This is a genomic window from Klebsiella sp. WP8-S18-ESBL-06 (genome assembly GCF_014169755.1).
Taxonomy (GTDB): Bacteria; Pseudomonadota; Gammaproteobacteria; order Enterobacterales; family Enterobacteriaceae; genus Kluyvera; species Kluyvera ascorbata_B.
In genome coordinates, this window is record NZ_AP022256.1 from 505,604 (window position 1) to 523,510 (window position 17,907).

Below are 17,907 nucleotides of genomic sequence, written 5' to 3' on the forward strand. Positions count from 1 at the left end.
AAAAAGGTACGAACCGTCAGAGCAGACGGTTTCCGGGCTCGAACCACTCCCGGCGTGAATTCAGCAGATCCTGGGCGCTCATGGCTTTCTTACCTGCTGGCTGCAGCGAGAGAAGATTCAGGATGCCGTCACCTGTGGCGACCTGTATCCCCTGGCGGCTGGCTTCAAGAATGGTCCCTGGCTCGGCGTTTGCAGGCTTATCAATTACCGTTGCTTGCCAGATTTTGACCGGCTGTTCGTCAATGACGATATAGCTCATCGGCCATGGGTTAAAGGCGCGGATGCAGCGTTCTAGCTGAGCAGCGCCCAGCGTCCAGTCTACCCGGGCTTCTTCTTTGCTGAGCTTTTCGGCATAGCTCACCAGCGCTTCATCCTGAACTTCAGGCTTCGCCGTACCGGTGGCCAGCAGATGCAACGTATGCAGCAGACCCTGTGGGCCGAGTTCAGCCAGCTTGTCATACAGACTGGCGCTAGTATCGTCAGCGGTAATCGGGCAGGAAAGCTTGTGCAGCATGTCGCCAGTGTCCAGACCTACGTCCATCTGCATGATGGTGACGCCTGTTTCGCTGTCACCGGCCCATAGCGAGCGCTGAATCGGCGCCGCGCCGCGCCAGCGCGGCAGCAGGGAACCGTGAACATTGATGCAGCCGAGGCGTGGCATCGCCAGCACGGCTTTCGGCAGGATGAGCCCGTAGGCGACCACGACCATGACGTCGGCCTGCAGGTCAGCAACCAGCTTCTGGTTTTCTTCTGGGCGCAGGGAAACCGGCTGGAAGACGGGGATCCCTTTCTCTTCTGCCAGGACTTTGACCGGGCTCGGCATCAGCTTCTTGCCGCGACCGGCAGGGCGATCGGGCTGGGTAAACACGCCAACGACCTGATGCTCAGACGACAGCAGCGCGTCAAGATGACGCGCTGCAAAATCGGGCGTACCCGCGAAAATAATACGTAGGGAGTCTGACACGTTAATCCTTATCCTTAGGCACGCGCGTTCAGGCGATCCAGTTTTTCAACTTTCTGACGAATACGCTGCTGTTTTAACGGCGACAGATAATCGATAAACAGCTTACCGACCAGGTGGTCCATCTCGTGCTGAATACAGATAGCCAGCAGGCCATCGGCTTCCAGTTCAAACGGCTTACCGTCACGGCCGATAGCACGAATTTTAACACGCTCGGCGCGCGGTACGAGTGCACGCTGCTCGGGAATAGACAGACAGCCTTCTTCAATACCGGTATCGCCGTCTTTTTCCAGCAGCTCCGGGTTGATCAGCACCAGCTGCTCGTCACGATTCTCAGAAACATCGATAACGATAATACGCTGATGAATATCGACCTGGGTCGCGGCCAGGCCAATACCTTCTTCGGCGTACATGGTTTCGAACATATCGTCGACAATACGCTGAATTTCGTCATTTACTTCTTTTACCGGGGCGGCGACTTTGCGAAGACGCTCGTCCGGGATATGTAATACTTGCAAAACTGCCATAAATATCCAGAGTTCTGTTCAGGAGTAGGAAACATTATTACCTCTATTCTAGACAAAACCCCCTCTAATTGACAGAGTCACTGACCAATCGCAAAGATTGCTCATGCCGCATGTGGCAAGGGGGAAAGGATGTCACCCGAGGAATTGGCCTTTCGTTTGTTGAAGGTAAATGATTTATACGGCGACGGTATGCTGCATGTGCTGTGCGCGCTGCGCCAGCAGGCCGCTATTACCCGCCAGACGCTTTGTTCGCTGGGCTTTACCGTGAAACAGGCTGAGCGCTTTTTCGCTTTTTCCTCAACTGAGATGGTTGAGGCCAACCGCTGGCTCGCAGAACCAGGCAACCATCTTCTCTATGCGGATTCGCCACGCTATCCAGAGGCGCTGCGATCGATTGCTGATTATCCGGCGGTGTTGTGCGTGCGCGGCAATTTGCCGCTGCTGTCGTCGCCGCAGCTTGCCGTTGTCGGCAGCCGGCAGCATTCACTCTATGGTGAACGTTGGGGGCGCTATCTTTGCGAAGCGTTGGTAAAACGCGGCATGACGATTACCAGCGGGCTGGCTCTGGGTATTGACGGCGTGGCTCATCGTGGTGCGCTGCGGGCGGGAGGCGGTACGATCGCCGTCCTTGGCAGCGGGCTGAACCATATTTATCCTCGTCGGCATCGTGCTCTGGCTGACGATATTGTTGCGTGCGGCGGCGCGCTGGTGTCTGAATTCCCTCTGGCGGCTACGCCTGCGCCGTACCATTTCCCACGACGAAATCGCATCATCAGCGGGCTAAGCCGTGGCGTGCTGGTTGTGGAGGCGGCGCTGCGCAGTGGTTCGTTAGTGACTGCACGCTGTGCGCTTGAGCAAGGCAGAGAGGTTTTCGCCATTCCAGGCCCGATCGGCCACCCGGGAATGGAAGGGCCACATTGGCTGATTAAACAGGGCGCCGTGATGGTGACGGAGCCTGAAGATGTTCTGGCATTTTTTCAGGGCCTAAACAAACAGTTGCCTGATTGTGCCGAAATGACAAATTATTGTGCAGATAAGGAATCCGTAGCATTGCCATTTCCTGAGCTCCTGGCTAACGTAGGAGATGAGGTAACACCTGTTGACGTCGTCGCTGAACGTGCCGGCCAACCTGTGCCAGTGACCGTGGCCCAGCTACTTGAACTGGAGTTAGCAGGATGGATCGCAGCTGTACCCGGCGGCTATGTCCGATTAAGGAGGGCAGGCCATGTTCGACGTACTAATGTATTTGTTTGAGACCTACATCCATAACGAAACAGACATGCGCGTAGATCAGGACAAACTGACTCGGGATCTCACCGATGCAGGGTTCGAACGTGAAGATATCTTCAACGCGCTGATATGGCTGGAAAAGCTCGCCGACTATCAGGAAGGCCTCGCCGAACCGATGCAACTTGCGTCCGATCCTCTCTCCGTGCGTATTTTTACTCAGGAAGAGAGCCAACGTCTGGATGCCAGCTGTCGCGGGTTCCTGTTATTTCTCGAGCAGATTCAGGTGCTAAACCTCGAAACGCGGGAAATGGTTATTGAGCGCGTGATGGCTCTGGATACCGCAGAGTTTGAGCTGGAAGAGCTGAAATGGGTCATTTTAATGGTGCTATTCAATCTTCCAGGCTGTGAAAACGCGTATCAACAAATGGAAGAATTACTCTTCGAGACGAATGAAGGTATGCTGCATTAATTCATTATGCGGCATCAAGAGTTGTTATGGTCAAATCAGCACTGTTTTCGGTGCCTAAACACGAGCCCTGCCCACAGTGCGGGGCCGAACTGGTCATACGGTCCGGCAAGCATGGGCCGTTCCTGGGCTGCTCTCATTATCCGGAATGCGATTATGTCCGTCCCCTGAAAAGCCAGGCGGACGGACATATCGTGAAGATTCTGGAGGGGCAGCTGTGTCCCGCGTGTGGTGCCGTGCTGGTGCTGCGTCAAGGGCGTTTTGGTATGTTCATCGGATGTAGCCAGTATCCGGAATGTGAGCATACTGAAGTTATTGATAAGCCAGATGAAACGGCAATTTCCTGTCCGGCCTGTCAGCAAGGCAAGCTGGTGCAGCGTCGTTCCCGCTATGGCAAAACCTTTCATTCTTGCGATCGCTATCCGGAATGTCAGTTCGTCATTAACTTCACTCCGGTTGCGGGAGAGTGCCCTGAGTGCCACTACCCGCTGCTTATCGAAAAGAAAACGGCGCAGGGCGTAAAACGTTTTTGTGCCAGTAAACAATGTGGAAAGCCGGTTCCGGCGAAACAAATCAGTGAATAAAAACCTGCCCTCAGAGGCCGTACAGCGTGCGGTTGTTGCTCTGAATAATAAAGAAGTCATCGCTTATCCGACCGAAGCCGTGTTCGGCGTCGGCTGCGATCCTGATAGTGAAGAAGCGGTTATGCGTCTGCTGGCGCTGAAGCAGCGCCCGGTTGAAAAAGGATTAATCCTCATTGCCGCTAGCTTTGAACAGCTCCAACCGTATATTGACGACAGCCTGCTAACCGAAGCGCAGCGCGCAACGGTCTTCGCTCGCTGGCCGGGGCCGGTGACGTTTGTCTTCCCGGCGAAGCCAACGACGCCTGCCTGGCTGACCGGCCGCTTTAACTCTCTGGCCGTGCGTGTTACCGATCACCCTGTCGTGATTGCGCTCTGCAAGGCCTATGGTAAACCGCTGGTGTCGACCAGTGCTAACCTGACGGGTCTGCCTCCGTGCCGCACTACGGCGGAAGTGCTCACGCAATTTGGCGATGACTTCCCCGTTGTTGATGCGCCAACCGGGGGGCGGATGAATCCGTCAGAAATTCTTGATGCCCTGACGGGTGAACGTTTTCGCCAGGGGTAACGTATGGAAAGCTACGTCGTTTTTGGTAACCCGATTGCACACAGCAAATCGCCGTTTATTCATCAGCTGTTCGCCGAACAGCTCAAGATTGCGCACCCGTATGGCCGCATGCTGGCGCCGTTAGATTGTTTTGTTCCGACGCTGGAAGCCTTTTTCCAGCAGGGCGGTAAAGGGGCGAACGTTACGGTTCCTTTTAAAGAAGAAGCATTCGCTCGTGCCGACGAGCTGACTGAGCGCGCCGCTCTGGCAGGCGCAGTCAATACGCTCAAGCGTCTCGATGATGGGCGTATTCTCGGTGATAACACCGACGGCATCGGCCTGTTGAGCGATCTGGAACGGCTTCATCTGATTAAACCGGGCTGTCGTGTTTTACTGATTGGTGCTGGTGGCGCGGCGCGCGGCGTGCTGTTGCCGCTGCTCTCGCTCGACTGCCATGTCACCATCACTAACCGTACATATGCGAGAGCGCAAACGCTCGCTGAACTGTTTCGTCATACCGGCAGCGTGAGCGCGCAGCCGATGTCTGAGCTAGCTGAGCATGCATTTGATCTGATCATTAATGCGACATCCAGCGGAATTTCAGGTGAGATACCATCAATTCCGGCGTCGTTGGTGGGCCCGCAGGTTTGCTGTTACGACATGTTTTATCAAAAGGGTAATACGGCCTTTCTGGCCTGGTGCATTCAGCATGGCGCAAAACGTTATGCAGATGGATTAGGGATGCTGGTGGGCCAGGCGGCGCATGCGGTTCTGCTGTGGCATGGCGTTTTACCAGATGTTGAACCGGTCATTGCATCTCTCAAACGTGAGCTGGGCGCATGAATCAGGCGATCCAGTTTCCTGACCGCGAAGAGTGGCGTGCTGACCTCCAGGCGGTTTGTTTTCCAGCGCTGGTGAATGGTATGCAGTTAATGTGTGCTTTAAGTGCGGAAACCATGGTTCGTCGCTTTGGCGGGGACGAACCTCGGCAGTGGCTGGCGCTGTTTAGCGAGAATCGCTGGGATCTGGAAGAAGAAGCCAGCGATCTTATTCGCGACCAACAGGAGGACGATCAGGGCTGGGTCTGGCTTTCCTGATCCAGATAGTCGTCTTTCCACTTCACATAGTTATTGGCCGAATAGCGCAATCCTTCCAGTTCGGCCTCTTTCAACGGTCGAATCTGTTTGACCGGGCTTCCCAGATAAAGATAACCGCTTTCCAGACGTTTATGCTGAGGCACCAGGCTACCAGCACCAATCATGACGTCGTCTTCAACGATTACGCCGTCCAGTAGAATAGAACCCATACCGACCAATACCCGATTACCAATGGTGCAGCCGTGCAGCATCACTTTATGACCGACGGTAACGTCTTCGCCGACGATCAGCGGATTGCCTACCGGGTTCTTTTCTGACTTATGCGTCACATGGAGCACGCTGCCGTCCTGAATATTGCTGCGCGCGCCGATCTGGATGTAGTTAACGTCGCCGCGTGCGACAACCAGTGGCCAGATGCTGACATCGTCGGCCAGGCGGACGTCACCTACGATCGCGCAGGTAGGATCAATCATCACGCGATCGCCGATGACGGGGAATAAATCTTTATAGCGGCGTAAAACGGCTGACATGTTTACCTCATTAAAACGGTGTCATGGTGGAATAGCTGTTCATTATCAGCTCAATTTGTCGGTTTCTCATCTCAAAAATTAAGCAAATTGAACACTTACAGCGCGAAAAGTGTGAAAAAACGACACTTAGAAAAAAAGTTGAGAAAAGGGGTTGTGCAAAAAGCAAAGTTCCCTATAATGCGCACCCACTGAGACGGCAAACGTGAATCACTTCACACTAACTAGCCGGTTCGGTTGAAGAGAAAAAATCCTGAAAATCAGGGTTGACTCTGAAAGAGGAAAGCGTAATATACGCCACCTCGCAACAGTGAGCGAAAGCCGTGTTGCACTGCTCTTTAACAATTTATCAGACAATCTGTGTGGGCACTCGAAGATACGGATTCTTAACGTCGCAAGACGAAAAATGAATACCAAGTCTCTGAGTGAACACGTAATTCATTACGAAGTTTAATTCACGAGCATCAAACTTAAATTGAAGAGTTTGATCATGGCTCAGATTGAACGCTGGCGGCAGGCCTAACACATGCAAGTCGAACGGTAGCACAGAGAGCTTGCTCTTGGGTGACGAGTGGCGGACGGGTGAGTAATGTCTGGGAAACTGCCCGATGGAGGGGGATAACTACTGGAAACGGTAGCTAATACCGCATAACGTCGCAAGACCAAAGTGGGGGACCTTAGGGCCTCACACCATCGGATGTGCCCAGATGGGATTAGCTAGTAGGTGGGGTAACGGCTCACCTAGGCGACGATCCCTAGCTGGTCTGAGAGGATGACCAGCCACACTGGAACTGAGACACGGTCCAGACTCCTACGGGAGGCAGCAGTGGGGAATATTGCACAATGGGCGCAAGCCTGATGCAGCCATGCCGCGTGTATGAAGAAGGCCTTCGGGTTGTAAAGTACTTTCAGCGAGGAGGAAGGCGTTAAGGTTAATAACCTTAGCGATTGACGTTACTCGCAGAAGAAGCACCGGCTAACTCCGTGCCAGCAGCCGCGGTAATACGGAGGGTGCAAGCGTTAATCGGAATTACTGGGCGTAAAGCGCACGCAGGCGGTTTGTTAAGTCAGATGTGAAATTCCCGGGCTCAACCTGGGAACTGCATTTGAAACTGGCAAGCTTGAGTCTCGTAGAGGGGGGTAGAATTCCAGGTGTAGCGGTGAAATGCGTAGAGATCTGGAGGAATACCGGTGGCGAAGGCGGCCCCCTGGACGAAGACTGACGCTCAGGTGCGAAAGCGTGGGGAGCAAACAGGATTAGATACCCTGGTAGTCCACGCCGTAAACGATGTCTATTTGGAGGTTGTTCCCTTGAGGAGTGGCTTCCGGAGCTAACGCGTTAAATAGACCGCCTGGGGAGTACGGCCGCAAGGTTAAAACTCAAATGAATTGACGGGGGCCCGCACAAGCGGTGGAGCATGTGGTTTAATTCGATGCAACGCGAAGAACCTTACCTACTCTTGACATCCAGAGAACTTAGCAGAGATGCTTTGGTGCCTTCGGGAACTCTGAGACAGGTGCTGCATGGCTGTCGTCAGCTCGTGTTGTGAAATGTTGGGTTAAGTCCCGCAACGAGCGCAACCCTTATCCTTTGTTGCCAGCGGTCCGGCCGGGAACTCAAAGGAGACTGCCAGTGATAAACTGGAGGAAGGTGGGGATGACGTCAAGTCATCATGGCCCTTACGAGTAGGGCTACACACGTGCTACAATGGCATATACAAAGAGAAGCGACCTCGCGAGAGCAAGCGGACCTCATAAAGTATGTCGTAGTCCGGATTGGAGTCTGCAACTCGACTCCATGAAGTCGGAATCGCTAGTAATCGTAGATCAGAATGCTACGGTGAATACGTTCCCGGGCCTTGTACACACCGCCCGTCACACCATGGGAGTGGGTTGCAAAAGAAGTAGGTAGCTTAACCTTCGGGAGGGCGCTTACCACTTTGTGATTCATGACTGGGGTGAAGTCGTAACAAGGTAACCGTAGGGGAACCTGCGGTTGGATCACCTCCTTACCTTAAAGAAACGTTCTTTGAAGTGCTCACACAGATTGTCTGATGAAAAGTAAATAGCAAGGCGTCTTGCGATTGAGACTTCAGTGTCCCCTTCGTCTAGAGGCCCAGGACACCGCCCTTTCACGGCGGTAACAGGGGTTCGAATCCCCTAGGGGACGCCACTTGCTGGTTAGTGTGAGTGAAAGTCGCCGACCCCAATATCTCAAAACTTACCTTCGGGTGACGTTTGAGATATTTGCTCTTTAAAAATCTGGATCAAGCTGAAAATTGAAACGACACACTGTGTCTGTTCTCCGTAATAAGAACAGATAAGCGGTGTGTTCGAGTCTCTCAAATTTTCGCAACACGGTGGTGTTTTACGAAACATCTTCGGGTTGTGAGGTTAAGCGACTAAGCGTACACGGTGGATGCCCTGGCAGTCAGAGGCGATGAAGGACGTGCTAATCTGCGATAAGCGTCGGTAAGGTGATATGAACCGTTATAACCGGCGATTTCCGAATGGGGAAACCCAGTGTGATTCGTCACACTATCATTACGTGAATACATAGCGTAATGAAGCGAACCGGGGGAACTGAAACATCTAAGTACCCCGAGGAAAAGAAATCAACCGAGATTCCCCCAGTAGCGGCGAGCGAACGGGGAACAGCCCAGAGTCTGAATCAGCTTGTGTGTTAGTGGAACGGTCTGGAAAGTCCGACGGTACAGGGTGATAGTCCCGTACACCAAAATGCACAGGTTGTGAACTCGAAGAGTAGGGCGGGACACGTGGTATCCTGTCTGAATATGGGGGGACCATCCTCCAAGGCTAAATACTCCTGACTGACCGATAGTGAACCAGTACCGTGAGGGAAAGGCGAAAAGAACCCCGGCGAGGGGAGTGAAAAAGAACCTGAAACCGTGTACGTACAAGCAGTGGGAGCCTCTTTATGGGGTGACTGCGTACCTTTTGTATAATGGGTCAGCGACTTATATTCTGTAGCAAGGTTAACCGAATAGGGGAGCCGAAGGGAAACCGAGTCTTAACTGGGCGTTAAGTTGCAGGGTATAGACCCGAAACCCGGTGATCTAGCCATGGGCAGGTTGAAGGTTGGGTAACACTAACTGGAGGACCGAACCGACTAATGTTGAAAAATTAGCGGATGACTTGTGGCTGGGGGTGAAAGGCCAATCAAACCGGGAGATAGCTGGTTCTCCCCGAAAGCTATTTAGGTAGCGCCTCGTGAATTCATCTTCGGGGGTAGAGCACTGTTTCGGCTAGGGGGTCATCCCGACTTACCAACCCGATGCAAACTGCGAATACCGAAGAATGTTATCACGGGAGACACACGGCGGGTGCTAACGTCCGTCGTGAAGAGGGAAACAACCCAGACCGCCAGCTAAGGTCCCAAAGTCACAGTTAAGTGGGAAACGATGTGGGAAGGCTCAGACAGCCAGGATGTTGGCTTAGAAGCAGCCATCATTTAAAGAAAGCGTAATAGCTCACTGGTCGAGTCGGCCTGCGCGGAAGATGTAACGGGGCTAAACTGTGCACCGAAGCTGCGGCAGCGACACTCTGTGTTGTTGGGTAGGGGAGCGTTCTGTAAGCCGTTGAAGGTGTCCTGTGAGGGGTGCTGGAGGTATCAGAAGTGCGAATGCTGACATAAGTAACGATAATGCGGGTGAAAAACCCGCACGCCGGAAGACCAAGGGTTCCTGTCCAACGTTAATCGGGGCAGGGTGAGTCGACCCCTAAGGCGAGGCCGAAAGGCGTAGTCGATGGGAAACAGGTTAATATTCCTGTACTTGGTGTTACTGCGAAGGGGGGACGGAGAAGGCTATGTTAGCCGGGCGACGGTTGTCCCGGTTTAAGCATGTAGGCGGAGAGTTTAGGTAAATCCGGACTCTTTTTAACGCTGAGGTGTGATGACGAGGCACTACGGTGCTGAAGTAACAAATGCCCTGCTTCCAGGAAAAGCCTCTAAGCATCAGGTAACATCAAATCGTACCCCAAACCGACACAGGTGGTCAGGTAGAGAATACCAAGGCGCTTGAGAGAACTCGGGTGAAGGAACTAGGCAAAATGGTGCCGTAACTTCGGGAGAAGGCACGCTGATATGTAGGTGAAGTGGTTTACCCATGGAGCTGAAATCAGTCGAAGATACCAGCTGGCTGCAACTGTTTATTAAAAACACAGCACTGTGCAAACACGAAAGTGGACGTATACGGTGTGACGCCTGCCCGGTGCCGGAAGGTTAATTGATGGGGTTAGCGGCAACGCGAAGCTCTTGATCGAAGCCCCGGTAAACGGCGGCCGTAACTATAACGGTCCTAAGGTAGCGAAATTCCTTGTCGGGTAAGTTCCGACCTGCACGAATGGCGTAATGATGGCCAGGCTGTCTCCACCCGAGACTCAGTGAAATTGAACTCGCTGTGAAGATGCAGTGTACCCGCGGCAAGACGGAAAGACCCCGTGAACCTTTACTATAGCTTGACACTGAACACTGGTCCTTGATGTGTAGGATAGGTGGGAGGCTTTGAAGCGCGGACGCCAGTTCGTGTGGAGCCAACCTTGAAATACCACCCTTTAATGGCTGGTGTTCTAACGTAGACCCGTAATCCGGGTTGCGGACAGTGTCTGGTGGGTAGTTTGACTGGGGCGGTCTCCTCCTAAAGAGTAACGGAGGAGCACGAAGGTTAGCTAATCCTGGTCGGACATCAGGAGGTTAGTGCAAAGGCATAAGCTAGCTTGACTGCGAGAGTGACGGCTCGAGCAGGTGCGAAAGCAGGTCTTAGTGATCCGGTGGTTCTGAATGGAAGGGCCATCGCTCAACGGATAAAAGGTACTCCGGGGATAACAGGCTGATACCGCCCAAGAGTTCATATCGACGGCGGTGTTTGGCACCTCGATGTCGGCTCATCACATCCTGGGGCTGAAGTAGGTCCCAAGGGTATGGCTGTTCGCCATTTAAAGTGGTACGCGAGCTGGGTTTAGAACGTCGTGAGACAGTTCGGTCCCTATCTGCCGTGGGCGCTGGAGAATTGAGGGGGGCTGCTCCTAGTACGAGAGGACCGGAGTGGACGCATCACTGGTGTTCGGGTTGTCATGCCAATGGCATTGCCCGGTAGCTAAATGCGGAAGAGATAAGTGCTGAAAGCATCTAAGCACGAAACTTGCCCCGAGATGAGTTCTCCCTGACTCCTTGAGAGTCCTGAAGGAACGTTGAAGACGACGACGTTGATAGGTCGGGTGTGTAAGTGTAGCGATACATTGAGCTAACCGATACTAATGAACCGTGAGGCTTAACCTTACAACGCCGAAGATGTTTTGGCGAAATTGAGACGATTTTCAGCATTGATTACAGATTACATCAGAACGCAGAAGCGGTCTGATAACAGAATTTGCCTGGCGGCCGTAGCGCGGTGGTCCCACCTGACCCCATGCCGAACTCAGAAGTGAAACGCCGTAGCGCCGATGGTAGTGTGGGGTCTCCCCATGCGAGAGTAGGGAACTGCCAGGCATCAAATTTAGCGTGCTGATATGGCTCAGTTGGTAGAGCGCACCCTTGGTAAGGGTGAGGTCCCCAGTTCGACTCTGGGTATCAGCACCACTTTTTTAGGTTAAAGTTCGGCGCTTAGTAAAGAATTTGCCTGGCGGCCGTAGCGCGGTGGTCCCACCTGACCCCATGCCGAACTCAGAAGTGAAACGCCGTAGCGCCGATGGTAGTGTGGGGTCTCCCCATGCGAGAGTAGGGAACTGCCAGGCATCAAATAAAGCAGAAGGCCATCCGAAAGGATGGCCTTTTTGCGTTGGCGCAAAAAATAAAAAAGCCACTGTTTCCGGTTGTCTACCTAGCTCAAGTGTCTGACTGAATTATCATTTACGTAATGCTGACCTCCTCGACGTGCTGACCGTCGTGCGTTATCCGGCTTACAGATTAACCTGCAGGGTATTACCCGTTAAATATTTAATAGAATGTTAACGCTAGATGGGAAATAAAGAGATGTGTTATCTCTTTATTCTTTATGACGTTATTTATTCTGAACAGAATAAACAATACAGATCTATTACGCATAAAAAACGCGCTGGTATTATCTTCACAATAATAGCCAGCGCGAGAGGAGGTCTGGAGGAACTGCATCCTCCCACCATTCGGTTATTTCGTCAGCGCTACAATGCCCAACGTCAACCCTGCCAGCGCCGCTGCGCCGCCGGCGATCGCGCCAGCTGTTTCCCAGTTATCTTGCGTGGTGCCTTTCATGCAGGTATTGGTGTGAACCAGTCGTCCCTGGTCGTCATAGACCGGTACGCAAGGGGAGTCGTGCGCACAGCCTGCCAGCAGCGTTGCCAGCAGCGTCACCAGAATAAATTTTTTCATGATATAGCCTCTGAATAATCCGTTTCATTACGCCCGTCAGGAACGTATTACGGAATGGCTTATTTTATCACCTGTACACGGGCTTTCTGATAGGGGAAATAATCTCAATTTATGTGTTACGTAAATATCATGGAGAAGACGAGAGATTAGCAGCCGGATTATGCAGAAATAATGCAGAAGAAAATAACGGAATGGTGTATTGGTTAGCACTGTCGGTGGATGTGATTGCTAATGTATTGAGTTTACTGCGATTGCGAAACTTTGGATATAAAAAAGGCGCCCGAAGGCGCCCTGTCATGAAGCATTTTGTCGATTACTCACGGTGTCGACTGAAGCGTCGTCTGACAACGACGAAGAACACTGGTACGAAGAAGATGGCAAGCAAGGTAGCCGTCAACATCCCACCCATAACACCGGTGCCGACCGCATTCTGCGCGCCGCTCCCTGCACCTCGACTGATGACCAACGGCATAACGCCGAGAATAAAGGCGAGCGAGGTCATCAGAATGGGGCGCAGGCGCATGCGTGACGCTTCAAGCGTAGCTTCAATAACCCCTTTGCCCTCTTTCTCCATGAGATCCTTGGCGAACTCGACGATCAAAATGGCGTTCTTCGCCGATAGGCCTATCGTCGTCAGCAGACCCACCTGGAAGTAAACGTCGTTATTCAGACCGCGCAATGAGGCTGCCAGCAGCGCTCCCACAACGCCCAGCGGAACAACCAGCATGACCGAAAACGGGATTGACCAGCTCTCATAGAGCGCGGCCAGGCACAAAAAGACCACAATCAGTGAAATAGCATAAAGCGCTGGTGCCTGGTTTCCGGATAAGCGTTCCTGGTACGACATTCCTGTCCAATCGAAACCGATGCCAGACGGCAGCCTGCTGGCCAGTTGTTCCATCAGCGCCATCGCCTCGCCGGTACTTTTACCCGGTGCCGCTTCCCCCATAATTTCCATGGAAGGCAGGCCGTTGTAGCGTTCCAGGCGTGGAGAGCCGTAAACCCAACGTGAGCTGACGAAAGCGGAGAATGGCACCATTTCGCCATTGCTGCTGCGCACATACATATTGTTGACATCGCCCGGCAGCATGCGGAATTTGGCATCTGCCTGAACATACACCTTCTTCACACGACCGCGATCGATAAAGTCGTTAACGTAGGCGCCACCTAGCGCCGCCGAGATAGTCTGGTTAATATCCGACAACGAAACGCCCAACGCCTGCGCTTTTTCCTGATCGACTTCAAGTTTGAACTGTGCGGTATCTTCCAGACCATTAGGGCGTACGCGCACTAACTGGTCCGGATGCTGCTGCACCATACCCAGCAGCTGATTGCGTGCCTGAGTGAGCGCCGTGTGGCCAAGGTTGCCCTGATCGATGAGCTCGAAGTCAAACCCGGTTGCCGTGCCCAGCTCGATAATCGCCGGCATGTTGAAAGGGAACACCATGGCGTCTTTTATCTGGCTAAAGGCCATCGTCGCCCGCTTGATAATAGCCCCTACGCCGTTTTCATCACCGCTGCGCGTCTCCCAGGGCTTGAGGCTAACGAAGGCCATGCCTGCGTTCTGACCCTGGCCGCTGAAGCTAAAACCGTTGACGGTAAAGACGCTTTCAACGTTGGCCTTCTCGTTGTTCAGGTAATACTGAGTGACCGTATCCAGCACCTTCTGCGTACGTTCTTGCGTCGCACCGGCGGGCAGTTGGACCATCGTCAGGAATACGCCCTGATCTTCATCCGGTAAGAACGAGGTGGGCAGACGGACAAACAGCAGCGCCATCCCGACCACGATCAGAACGTAGATAACCAGATAGCGCCCGGTATTGCGCAGAATGCCGCTTACGCTGTGGGTGTAATGGTTTACGCTACGATCAAATTTATTGTTGAACCACGCGAAGAACCCTTTCTTTTCGTGATGCCCGGCCGCGCTGGGCTTCAGTAACGTCGCGCACAGCGCAGGTGTCAGAATCAACGCAACCAGCACCGACAGCGCCATTGCCGACACGATGGTAATGGAGAACTGTCGATAAATGGCACCAGTAGAGCCACCGAAGAAGGCCATCGGTACAAAGACCGCCGACAGCACCATGGCAATACCAACCAGCGCCCCCTGGATCTGCGACATCGATTTTTCCGTCGCTTCGACCGGAGAGAGCCGCTCTTCCACCATCACGCGCTCGACGTTTTCGACCACCACAATGGCATCGTCGACCAACAGGCCTATTGCAAGCACCATACCGAACATCGTCAGGGTATTTATCGAATAGCCGAACATCGCCAGCACGGCGAAGGTGCCCAGCAGCACCACCGGCACGGCAATGGTCGGAATCAGCGTGGCGCGCATATTTTGCAGGAACAGATACATCACGAGAAAGACGAGAATGATGGCCTCAAACAGCGTCTTGATCACTTCATGAATCGAAATAGTGACGAAAGGCGTGGTGTCATAGGGATAGACGACCTTCATTCCCTGCGGAAAGAACGGCTGCAGCTCCGCCAGCTTCGCCTTAATGGCATTGGCGGTATCCAGCGCGTTCGCGCCGGTGGCAAGCTTAATACCGAGCCCCGAAGCTGGCTTTCCGTTGATGCGGGCAACCACGTTGTAGTTCTCGCCGCCCAGCTCAATTTTTGCAACATCGCTCAAGTGAACGACAGAACCGTCGGCGTTGACGCGGAGGGTAATATTGCCAAACTCCGCCGGATCTTTCAGCCGCGTTTGGGCAATGATTGAGGCGTTGAGCTGCTGCCCCTTCACGGCAGGCGTACCGCCTAACTGGCCCGCGGCAATCTGGTTATTCTGCACCTTCAACTGATTGATCACGTCAACCGGCGTCAGGTTGTACTTGTTGAGCTGATTGTTGTCGAGCCAGATACGCATTGCGTACTGAGCACCGAACAGCTGCACGTCGCCCACGCCGTTCAGTCGGCTGATGGGGTCTTTTACATTGGAAGCTATATAGTCAGAAATATCGTCCTGAATGGTCTTCGGGTTATCGGAGATAAACCCGGCAACCAGCAGGAAGCTGCTGCTTGATTTCTCAACGCTGATTCCCTGCTGCTGTACTTCCTGCGGCAAGAGAGGGGTAGCCAGCTGCAGCTTGTTCTGCACCTGCACCTGTGCGATGTCCGGATCGGTCCCTGAATTAAAGGTCAAGGTAATGGTCACCGATCCCGCGGAGTCGCTGGTTGAGGACATATACATCAGGTTATCGATACCGTTCATATTCTGTTCGATAACCTGCGTCACGGTATCCTGCACGGTCTGCGCGTCTGCTCCGGGGTAGTTGGCAGAAATCGCCACGGCAGGCGGCGCAATGGTCGGATACTGGGCGATAGGCAGCTGTAAAATAGCTAGCCCACCCGCAATCATCATAATGATCGCCAGAACCCAGGCGAATACCGGGCGATGGATAAAAAACTTAGACATAGGATAGCTACCTTATTGCGCAGCCGGAGCCGCGGTGTCCTCTTCTGCTTTGACGGTGACGCCCGGATGTACTTTCTGCAGCCCGCTGACGATAACCTTCTCACCGGCCTTCAGGCCGCTGGTGACCAGCCACTGGTCGCCTACGGCTTGCGCCGCCACCACGTTGCGGATTTCTACCTGATTTTTGTCGTTCACCAGCAGTACGGTGGCATCGCTGCGCGGCGTACGGGTGACGCCCTGCTGTGGTACCAGTATTGCGCTCGGGTTGACTCCCTCATCGATGCGCGCGCGTACAAACATGCCCGGCAGCAGCGTATGCTGAGGGTTAGGGAATAGTGCGCGTAGCGTAATGGAGCCGGTGCTCTCATCAACGGTGACGTCAGAAAACTGCAGAGAACCTTTCAGCGCGTAGGGTTGACCGTTTTCCATTAGCAATTGAACGCTTTTGGCACCTTCGCCCTGTTGCAGGCTTTCTTGTTTCAGACGCATAAAATCACTGCTGGACTGAGTCACATCGACGTAGATGGGATCGAGCTGCTGCACCGTGGCCATGGCTTCCGCCTGGCCGTTGGTAACCAGCGCGCCTTCCGTTACGCTGGATTTACCGATACGGCCGGTAATGGGAGAGGTCACTTTGGTGTAGGCCAGATTAATACGCGCACTCTCAACGGCGGCTTTCGCGGCCATAACATCGGCGTCAGCCTGGCGCGCGGTAGCCACGGCCTGATCGTAATCCTGCTGGCTGATATATTTCGTTCCCAGCAGCGGGACGTAGCGTTTGACCGTCAGATGTGCGATGGCGGCGGCGGCTTCCGCTTTAGATGCATCGCCTTTGGCGCTGTCATACGCAGCCTGGTAGGTTGCAGGGTCTATCTGATAAAGCGATTGCCCGGCTTCAATATCGCTCCCTTCTACAAAGTTGCGCTTCAGAATAATGCCGCTGACCTGCGGTCGCACCTCCGCGACGCGAAACGCGGAAGTACGGCCCGGCAGTTCCGTGGTGATAGAGAGCGGTGCGTTGTTCACGATGTGAACGATGACCTGAGGTGTGGGCGCATGCGCCTGCTGATCTCCAGAATTATCGCAGCCGCTCAGTAATGTCGCAGAGATAATTAAGCTGGATAAGAGTGTAATCCTGGCGTGGCTCGTCATTGCGGTTCCTTATAGATTGATAGCCATTTTTGACCATGAATCCGAGAAAGAAAGGGAGAATAGAAACAGTTCGATATCCTACAAATAAATATCGGTGGATGTAAGCGATAGTTATTTTTAACAGAATGCCAGGGCACGGAAACACAAAAATAGCAGGAATGGAGAATTCTCCAGATAAAATAGAGGTGGTTATTATTTGCGTGGTGAATATGATTGCGTGAAATATATGTATTTTTGATTTATTAATTTTCAATAACCATCAAACTTTTTGGTAAAATTTATCTGTCACGCGGTGGTAAATTAGCTGGAGTATTCCATTCACCGCTTATTCAGCGGCAGGCGACCGATGATATGGCCAGAAAAACACGGGAAGAGGCGCTCAAAACGCGCCAGCTGCTGCTGGACGTGGCAATTGAGCAGTTCGCGTTACGCGGAGTCAGTAACACGACGCTGACCGATATCGCCGCGGCTGCCGGCGTGACGCGCGGTGCCGTATATTGGCATTTCGTCAGTAAGAGTGAGCTGTTTAATGCCATGTGGCAAGCGCAGCTCCCGCTGCGCGATCTTATTCATCATAAATTGATACCAATAGAGCATGAAAATCCGTTGCTGGCGCTGAGGAATAAATTCGTGGCGGGGCTGCAATATATAGCCGAAACGCCGAGGCAGAAAGCGCTGATGCAAATTTTGTATCACAAGTGTGAATTTACCAGCGATATGATGTCGGAGCAGGATATCAGGCAGAAAATCGGGTTTGACTATAATACCGTGCGGGGTATTTTACAGACATGCGTACGTAACCGATTATTACCTGTAGATACAAATATTGAGATTATATTGATTGTCTTGCATAGCGCATTTATCGGCATCATTAAAAACTGGCTTATGGAACCACGGCAATTTGATCTCTATCAGCAGGCTCCGCTGCTGGTGGATAATATTATGTCTGTTCTCTGCGACTCACATCTTTGGGCTGCCTCGCCGGTACGGGCGGCGAAGGGTTGATTTTGGCCTCGCGAACGGGGCTG

The 17,907-nt window shown here is 53.0% G+C and carries 13 protein-coding genes, 2 tRNA genes and 4 rRNA genes; 13 read left to right on the forward strand and 6 right to left on the reverse strand.

Going from position 1 to position 17,907, the window contains the following annotated elements; translation table 11 throughout:
* Positions 1 to 16 precede the first annotated feature (16 nt).
* Positions 17 to 964: a methionyl-tRNA formyltransferase gene (gene fmt, locus H7R76_RS02455; RefSeq protein ID WP_106930854.1), complete on the reverse strand. Its 948-nt coding sequence runs from the start codon at positions 962 to 964 to the stop codon at positions 17 to 19.
* Between the two features lie 14 nt (positions 965 to 978).
* Positions 979 to 1,488, reverse strand: a complete 510-nt coding sequence (def, locus tag H7R76_RS02460; RefSeq protein ID WP_106930856.1) for a peptide deformylase — start codon at positions 1,486 to 1,488, stop codon at positions 979 to 981.
* A gap of 129 nt (positions 1,489 to 1,617) precedes the next feature.
* Here def and dprA point away from each other — a divergent pair, with 129 nt between their 5' ends.
* Genes dprA through H7R76_RS02490 form a run of 6 tightly spaced genes read left to right on the forward strand, consistent with a single transcriptional unit; the run spans position 1,618 to position 5,409 of the window.
* A complete protein-coding gene (gene dprA / locus H7R76_RS02465; protein ID WP_182929921.1) occupies positions 1,618 to 2,742 on the forward strand; it encodes a DNA-protecting protein DprA in 1,125 nt (374 codons plus the stop codon).
* Complete coding sequence (smg, locus tag H7R76_RS02470; RefSeq protein ID WP_106930860.1) at positions 2,714 to 3,187, forward strand: DUF494 family protein Smg; 474 nt, start codon at positions 2,714 to 2,716, stop codon at positions 3,185 to 3,187. Before dprA ends, smg begins: the two co-directional genes overlap by 29 nt.
* Positions 3,188 to 3,213: 26 nt before the next feature.
* The gene (locus H7R76_RS02475; RefSeq protein WP_106930862.1) at positions 3,214 to 3,768 is read left to right on the forward strand and encodes a DNA topoisomerase family protein; all 555 of its coding nucleotides are present in this window, start codon (positions 3,214 to 3,216) and stop codon (positions 3,766 to 3,768) included.
* Entirely contained in the window at positions 3,761 to 4,333 is a 573-nt protein-coding gene (gene tsaC / locus H7R76_RS02480; protein WP_106930864.1) for an L-threonylcarbamoyladenylate synthase type 1 TsaC, read from the forward strand. Before H7R76_RS02475 ends, tsaC begins: the two co-directional genes overlap by 8 nt.
* 3 nt (positions 4,334 to 4,336) lie before the next feature.
* Positions 4,337 to 5,155, forward strand: a complete 819-nt coding sequence (gene aroE, locus H7R76_RS02485; protein WP_182966894.1) for a shikimate dehydrogenase — start codon at positions 4,337 to 4,339, stop codon at positions 5,153 to 5,155.
* Positions 5,152 to 5,409: a DUF1488 family protein gene (locus tag H7R76_RS02490; RefSeq protein WP_106930868.1), complete on the forward strand. Its 258-nt coding sequence runs from the start codon at positions 5,152 to 5,154 to the stop codon at positions 5,407 to 5,409. The genes aroE and H7R76_RS02490 overlap by 4 nt, the downstream gene beginning before the upstream one ends.
* Here the strand turns inward: H7R76_RS02490 and H7R76_RS02495 are convergent.
* On the reverse strand, positions 5,385 to 5,939 hold the full coding sequence (locus H7R76_RS02495) for a gamma carbonic anhydrase family protein (protein ID WP_106930870.1): 555 nt from the start codon (positions 5,937 to 5,939) through the stop codon (positions 5,385 to 5,387). The two genes, H7R76_RS02490 and H7R76_RS02495, sit on opposite strands and share 25 nt — an antisense overlap.
* 469 nt (positions 5,940 to 6,408) lie before the next feature.
* On the opposite strand from H7R76_RS02495, the gene H7R76_RS02500 reads away from it, so the two are divergent.
* The 6 genes from H7R76_RS02500 (at position 6,409) to rrf (H7R76_RS02525) (ending at position 11,690) form a co-directional block, all read left to right on the forward strand.
* Positions 6,409 to 7,948 (forward strand): 16S ribosomal RNA (locus H7R76_RS02500).
* 85 nt (positions 7,949 to 8,033) lie between these two features.
* Positions 8,034 to 8,109 (forward strand) — tRNA-Glu (locus tag H7R76_RS02505).
* Positions 8,110 to 8,328: 219 nt separating this feature from the next.
* Positions 8,329 to 11,235 (forward strand): 23S ribosomal RNA (locus tag H7R76_RS02510).
* Between the two features lie 94 nt (positions 11,236 to 11,329).
* Positions 11,330 to 11,445: ribosomal RNA gene (gene rrf / locus H7R76_RS02515) — 5S ribosomal RNA — on the forward strand.
* A 14-nt stretch (positions 11,446 to 11,459) separates the two neighbouring features.
* Positions 11,460 to 11,535, forward strand: a tRNA-Thr gene (locus H7R76_RS02520).
* Positions 11,536 to 11,574: 39 nt separating this feature from the next.
* A 5S ribosomal RNA gene (gene rrf / locus H7R76_RS02525) occupies positions 11,575 to 11,690 on the forward strand.
* Together the 16S, 23S and 5S rRNA genes with 2 tRNA genes alongside form the textbook arrangement of a ribosomal RNA operon.
* A gap of 391 nt (positions 11,691 to 12,081) precedes the next feature.
* Here rrf (H7R76_RS02525) and H7R76_RS02530 read toward each other — a convergent pair.
* From H7R76_RS02530 to H7R76_RS02540, 3 genes are all read right to left on the reverse strand, one after another.
* Entirely contained in the window at positions 12,082 to 12,303 is a 222-nt protein-coding gene (locus H7R76_RS02530) for a lipoprotein (RefSeq protein ID WP_035891258.1), read from the reverse strand.
* Positions 12,304 to 12,616: 313 nt separating this feature from the next.
* Entirely contained in the window at positions 12,617 to 15,727 is a 3,111-nt protein-coding gene (locus H7R76_RS02535) for an efflux RND transporter permease subunit (RefSeq protein WP_182929922.1), read from the reverse strand.
* Between the two features lie 12 nt (positions 15,728 to 15,739).
* Positions 15,740 to 16,879 (reverse strand): efflux RND transporter periplasmic adaptor subunit, encoded by a 1,140-nt coding sequence (locus H7R76_RS02540; RefSeq protein ID WP_182966896.1) that lies wholly within the window; start codon positions 16,877 to 16,879, stop codon positions 15,740 to 15,742.
* Positions 16,880 to 17,230: 351 nt separating this feature from the next.
* On the opposite strand from H7R76_RS02540, the gene envR reads away from it, so the two are divergent.
* On the forward strand, positions 17,231 to 17,884 hold the full coding sequence (envR, locus tag H7R76_RS02545; protein ID WP_106931003.1) for an acrEF/envCD operon transcriptional regulator: 654 nt from the start codon (positions 17,231 to 17,233) through the stop codon (positions 17,882 to 17,884).
* Positions 17,885 to 17,907: the final 23 nt, after the last annotated feature.

Bases quoted from the DNA above. Each gene is read 5' to 3' on its own strand.
- def (WP_106930856.1), bottom strand. From the start codon at position 1,488: ATGGCAGTTTTGCAAGTATTACATATCCCGGACGAGCGTCTTCGCAAA.
- dprA (WP_182929921.1), top strand. From the start codon at position 1,618: ATGTCACCCGAGGAATTGGCCTTTCGTTTGTTGAAGGTAAATGATTTA.
- smg (WP_106930860.1), top strand. From the start codon at position 2,714: ATGTTCGACGTACTAATGTATTTGTTTGAGACCTACATCCATAACGAA.
- H7R76_RS02475 (WP_106930862.1), top strand. From the start codon at position 3,214: ATGGTCAAATCAGCACTGTTTTCGGTGCCTAAACACGAGCCCTGCCCA.
- aroE (WP_182966894.1), top strand. From the start codon at position 4,337: ATGGAAAGCTACGTCGTTTTTGGTAACCCGATTGCACACAGCAAATCG.
- H7R76_RS02490 (WP_106930868.1), top strand. From the start codon at position 5,152: ATGAATCAGGCGATCCAGTTTCCTGACCGCGAAGAGTGGCGTGCTGAC.
- H7R76_RS02495 (WP_106930870.1), bottom strand. From the start codon at position 5,939: ATGTCAGCCGTTTTACGCCGCTATAAAGATTTATTCCCCGTCATCGGC.
- H7R76_RS02530 (WP_035891258.1), bottom strand. From the start codon at position 12,303: ATGAAAAAATTTATTCTGGTGACGCTGCTGGCAACGCTGCTGGCAGGC.
- H7R76_RS02535 (WP_182929922.1), bottom strand. From the start codon at position 15,727: ATGTCTAAGTTTTTTATCCATCGCCCGGTATTCGCCTGGGTTCTGGCG.
- H7R76_RS02540 (WP_182966896.1), bottom strand. From the start codon at position 16,879: ATGACGAGCCACGCCAGGATTACACTCTTATCCAGCTTAATTATCTCT.
- envR (WP_106931003.1), top strand. From the start codon at position 17,231: ATGGCCAGAAAAACACGGGAAGAGGCGCTCAAAACGCGCCAGCTGCTG.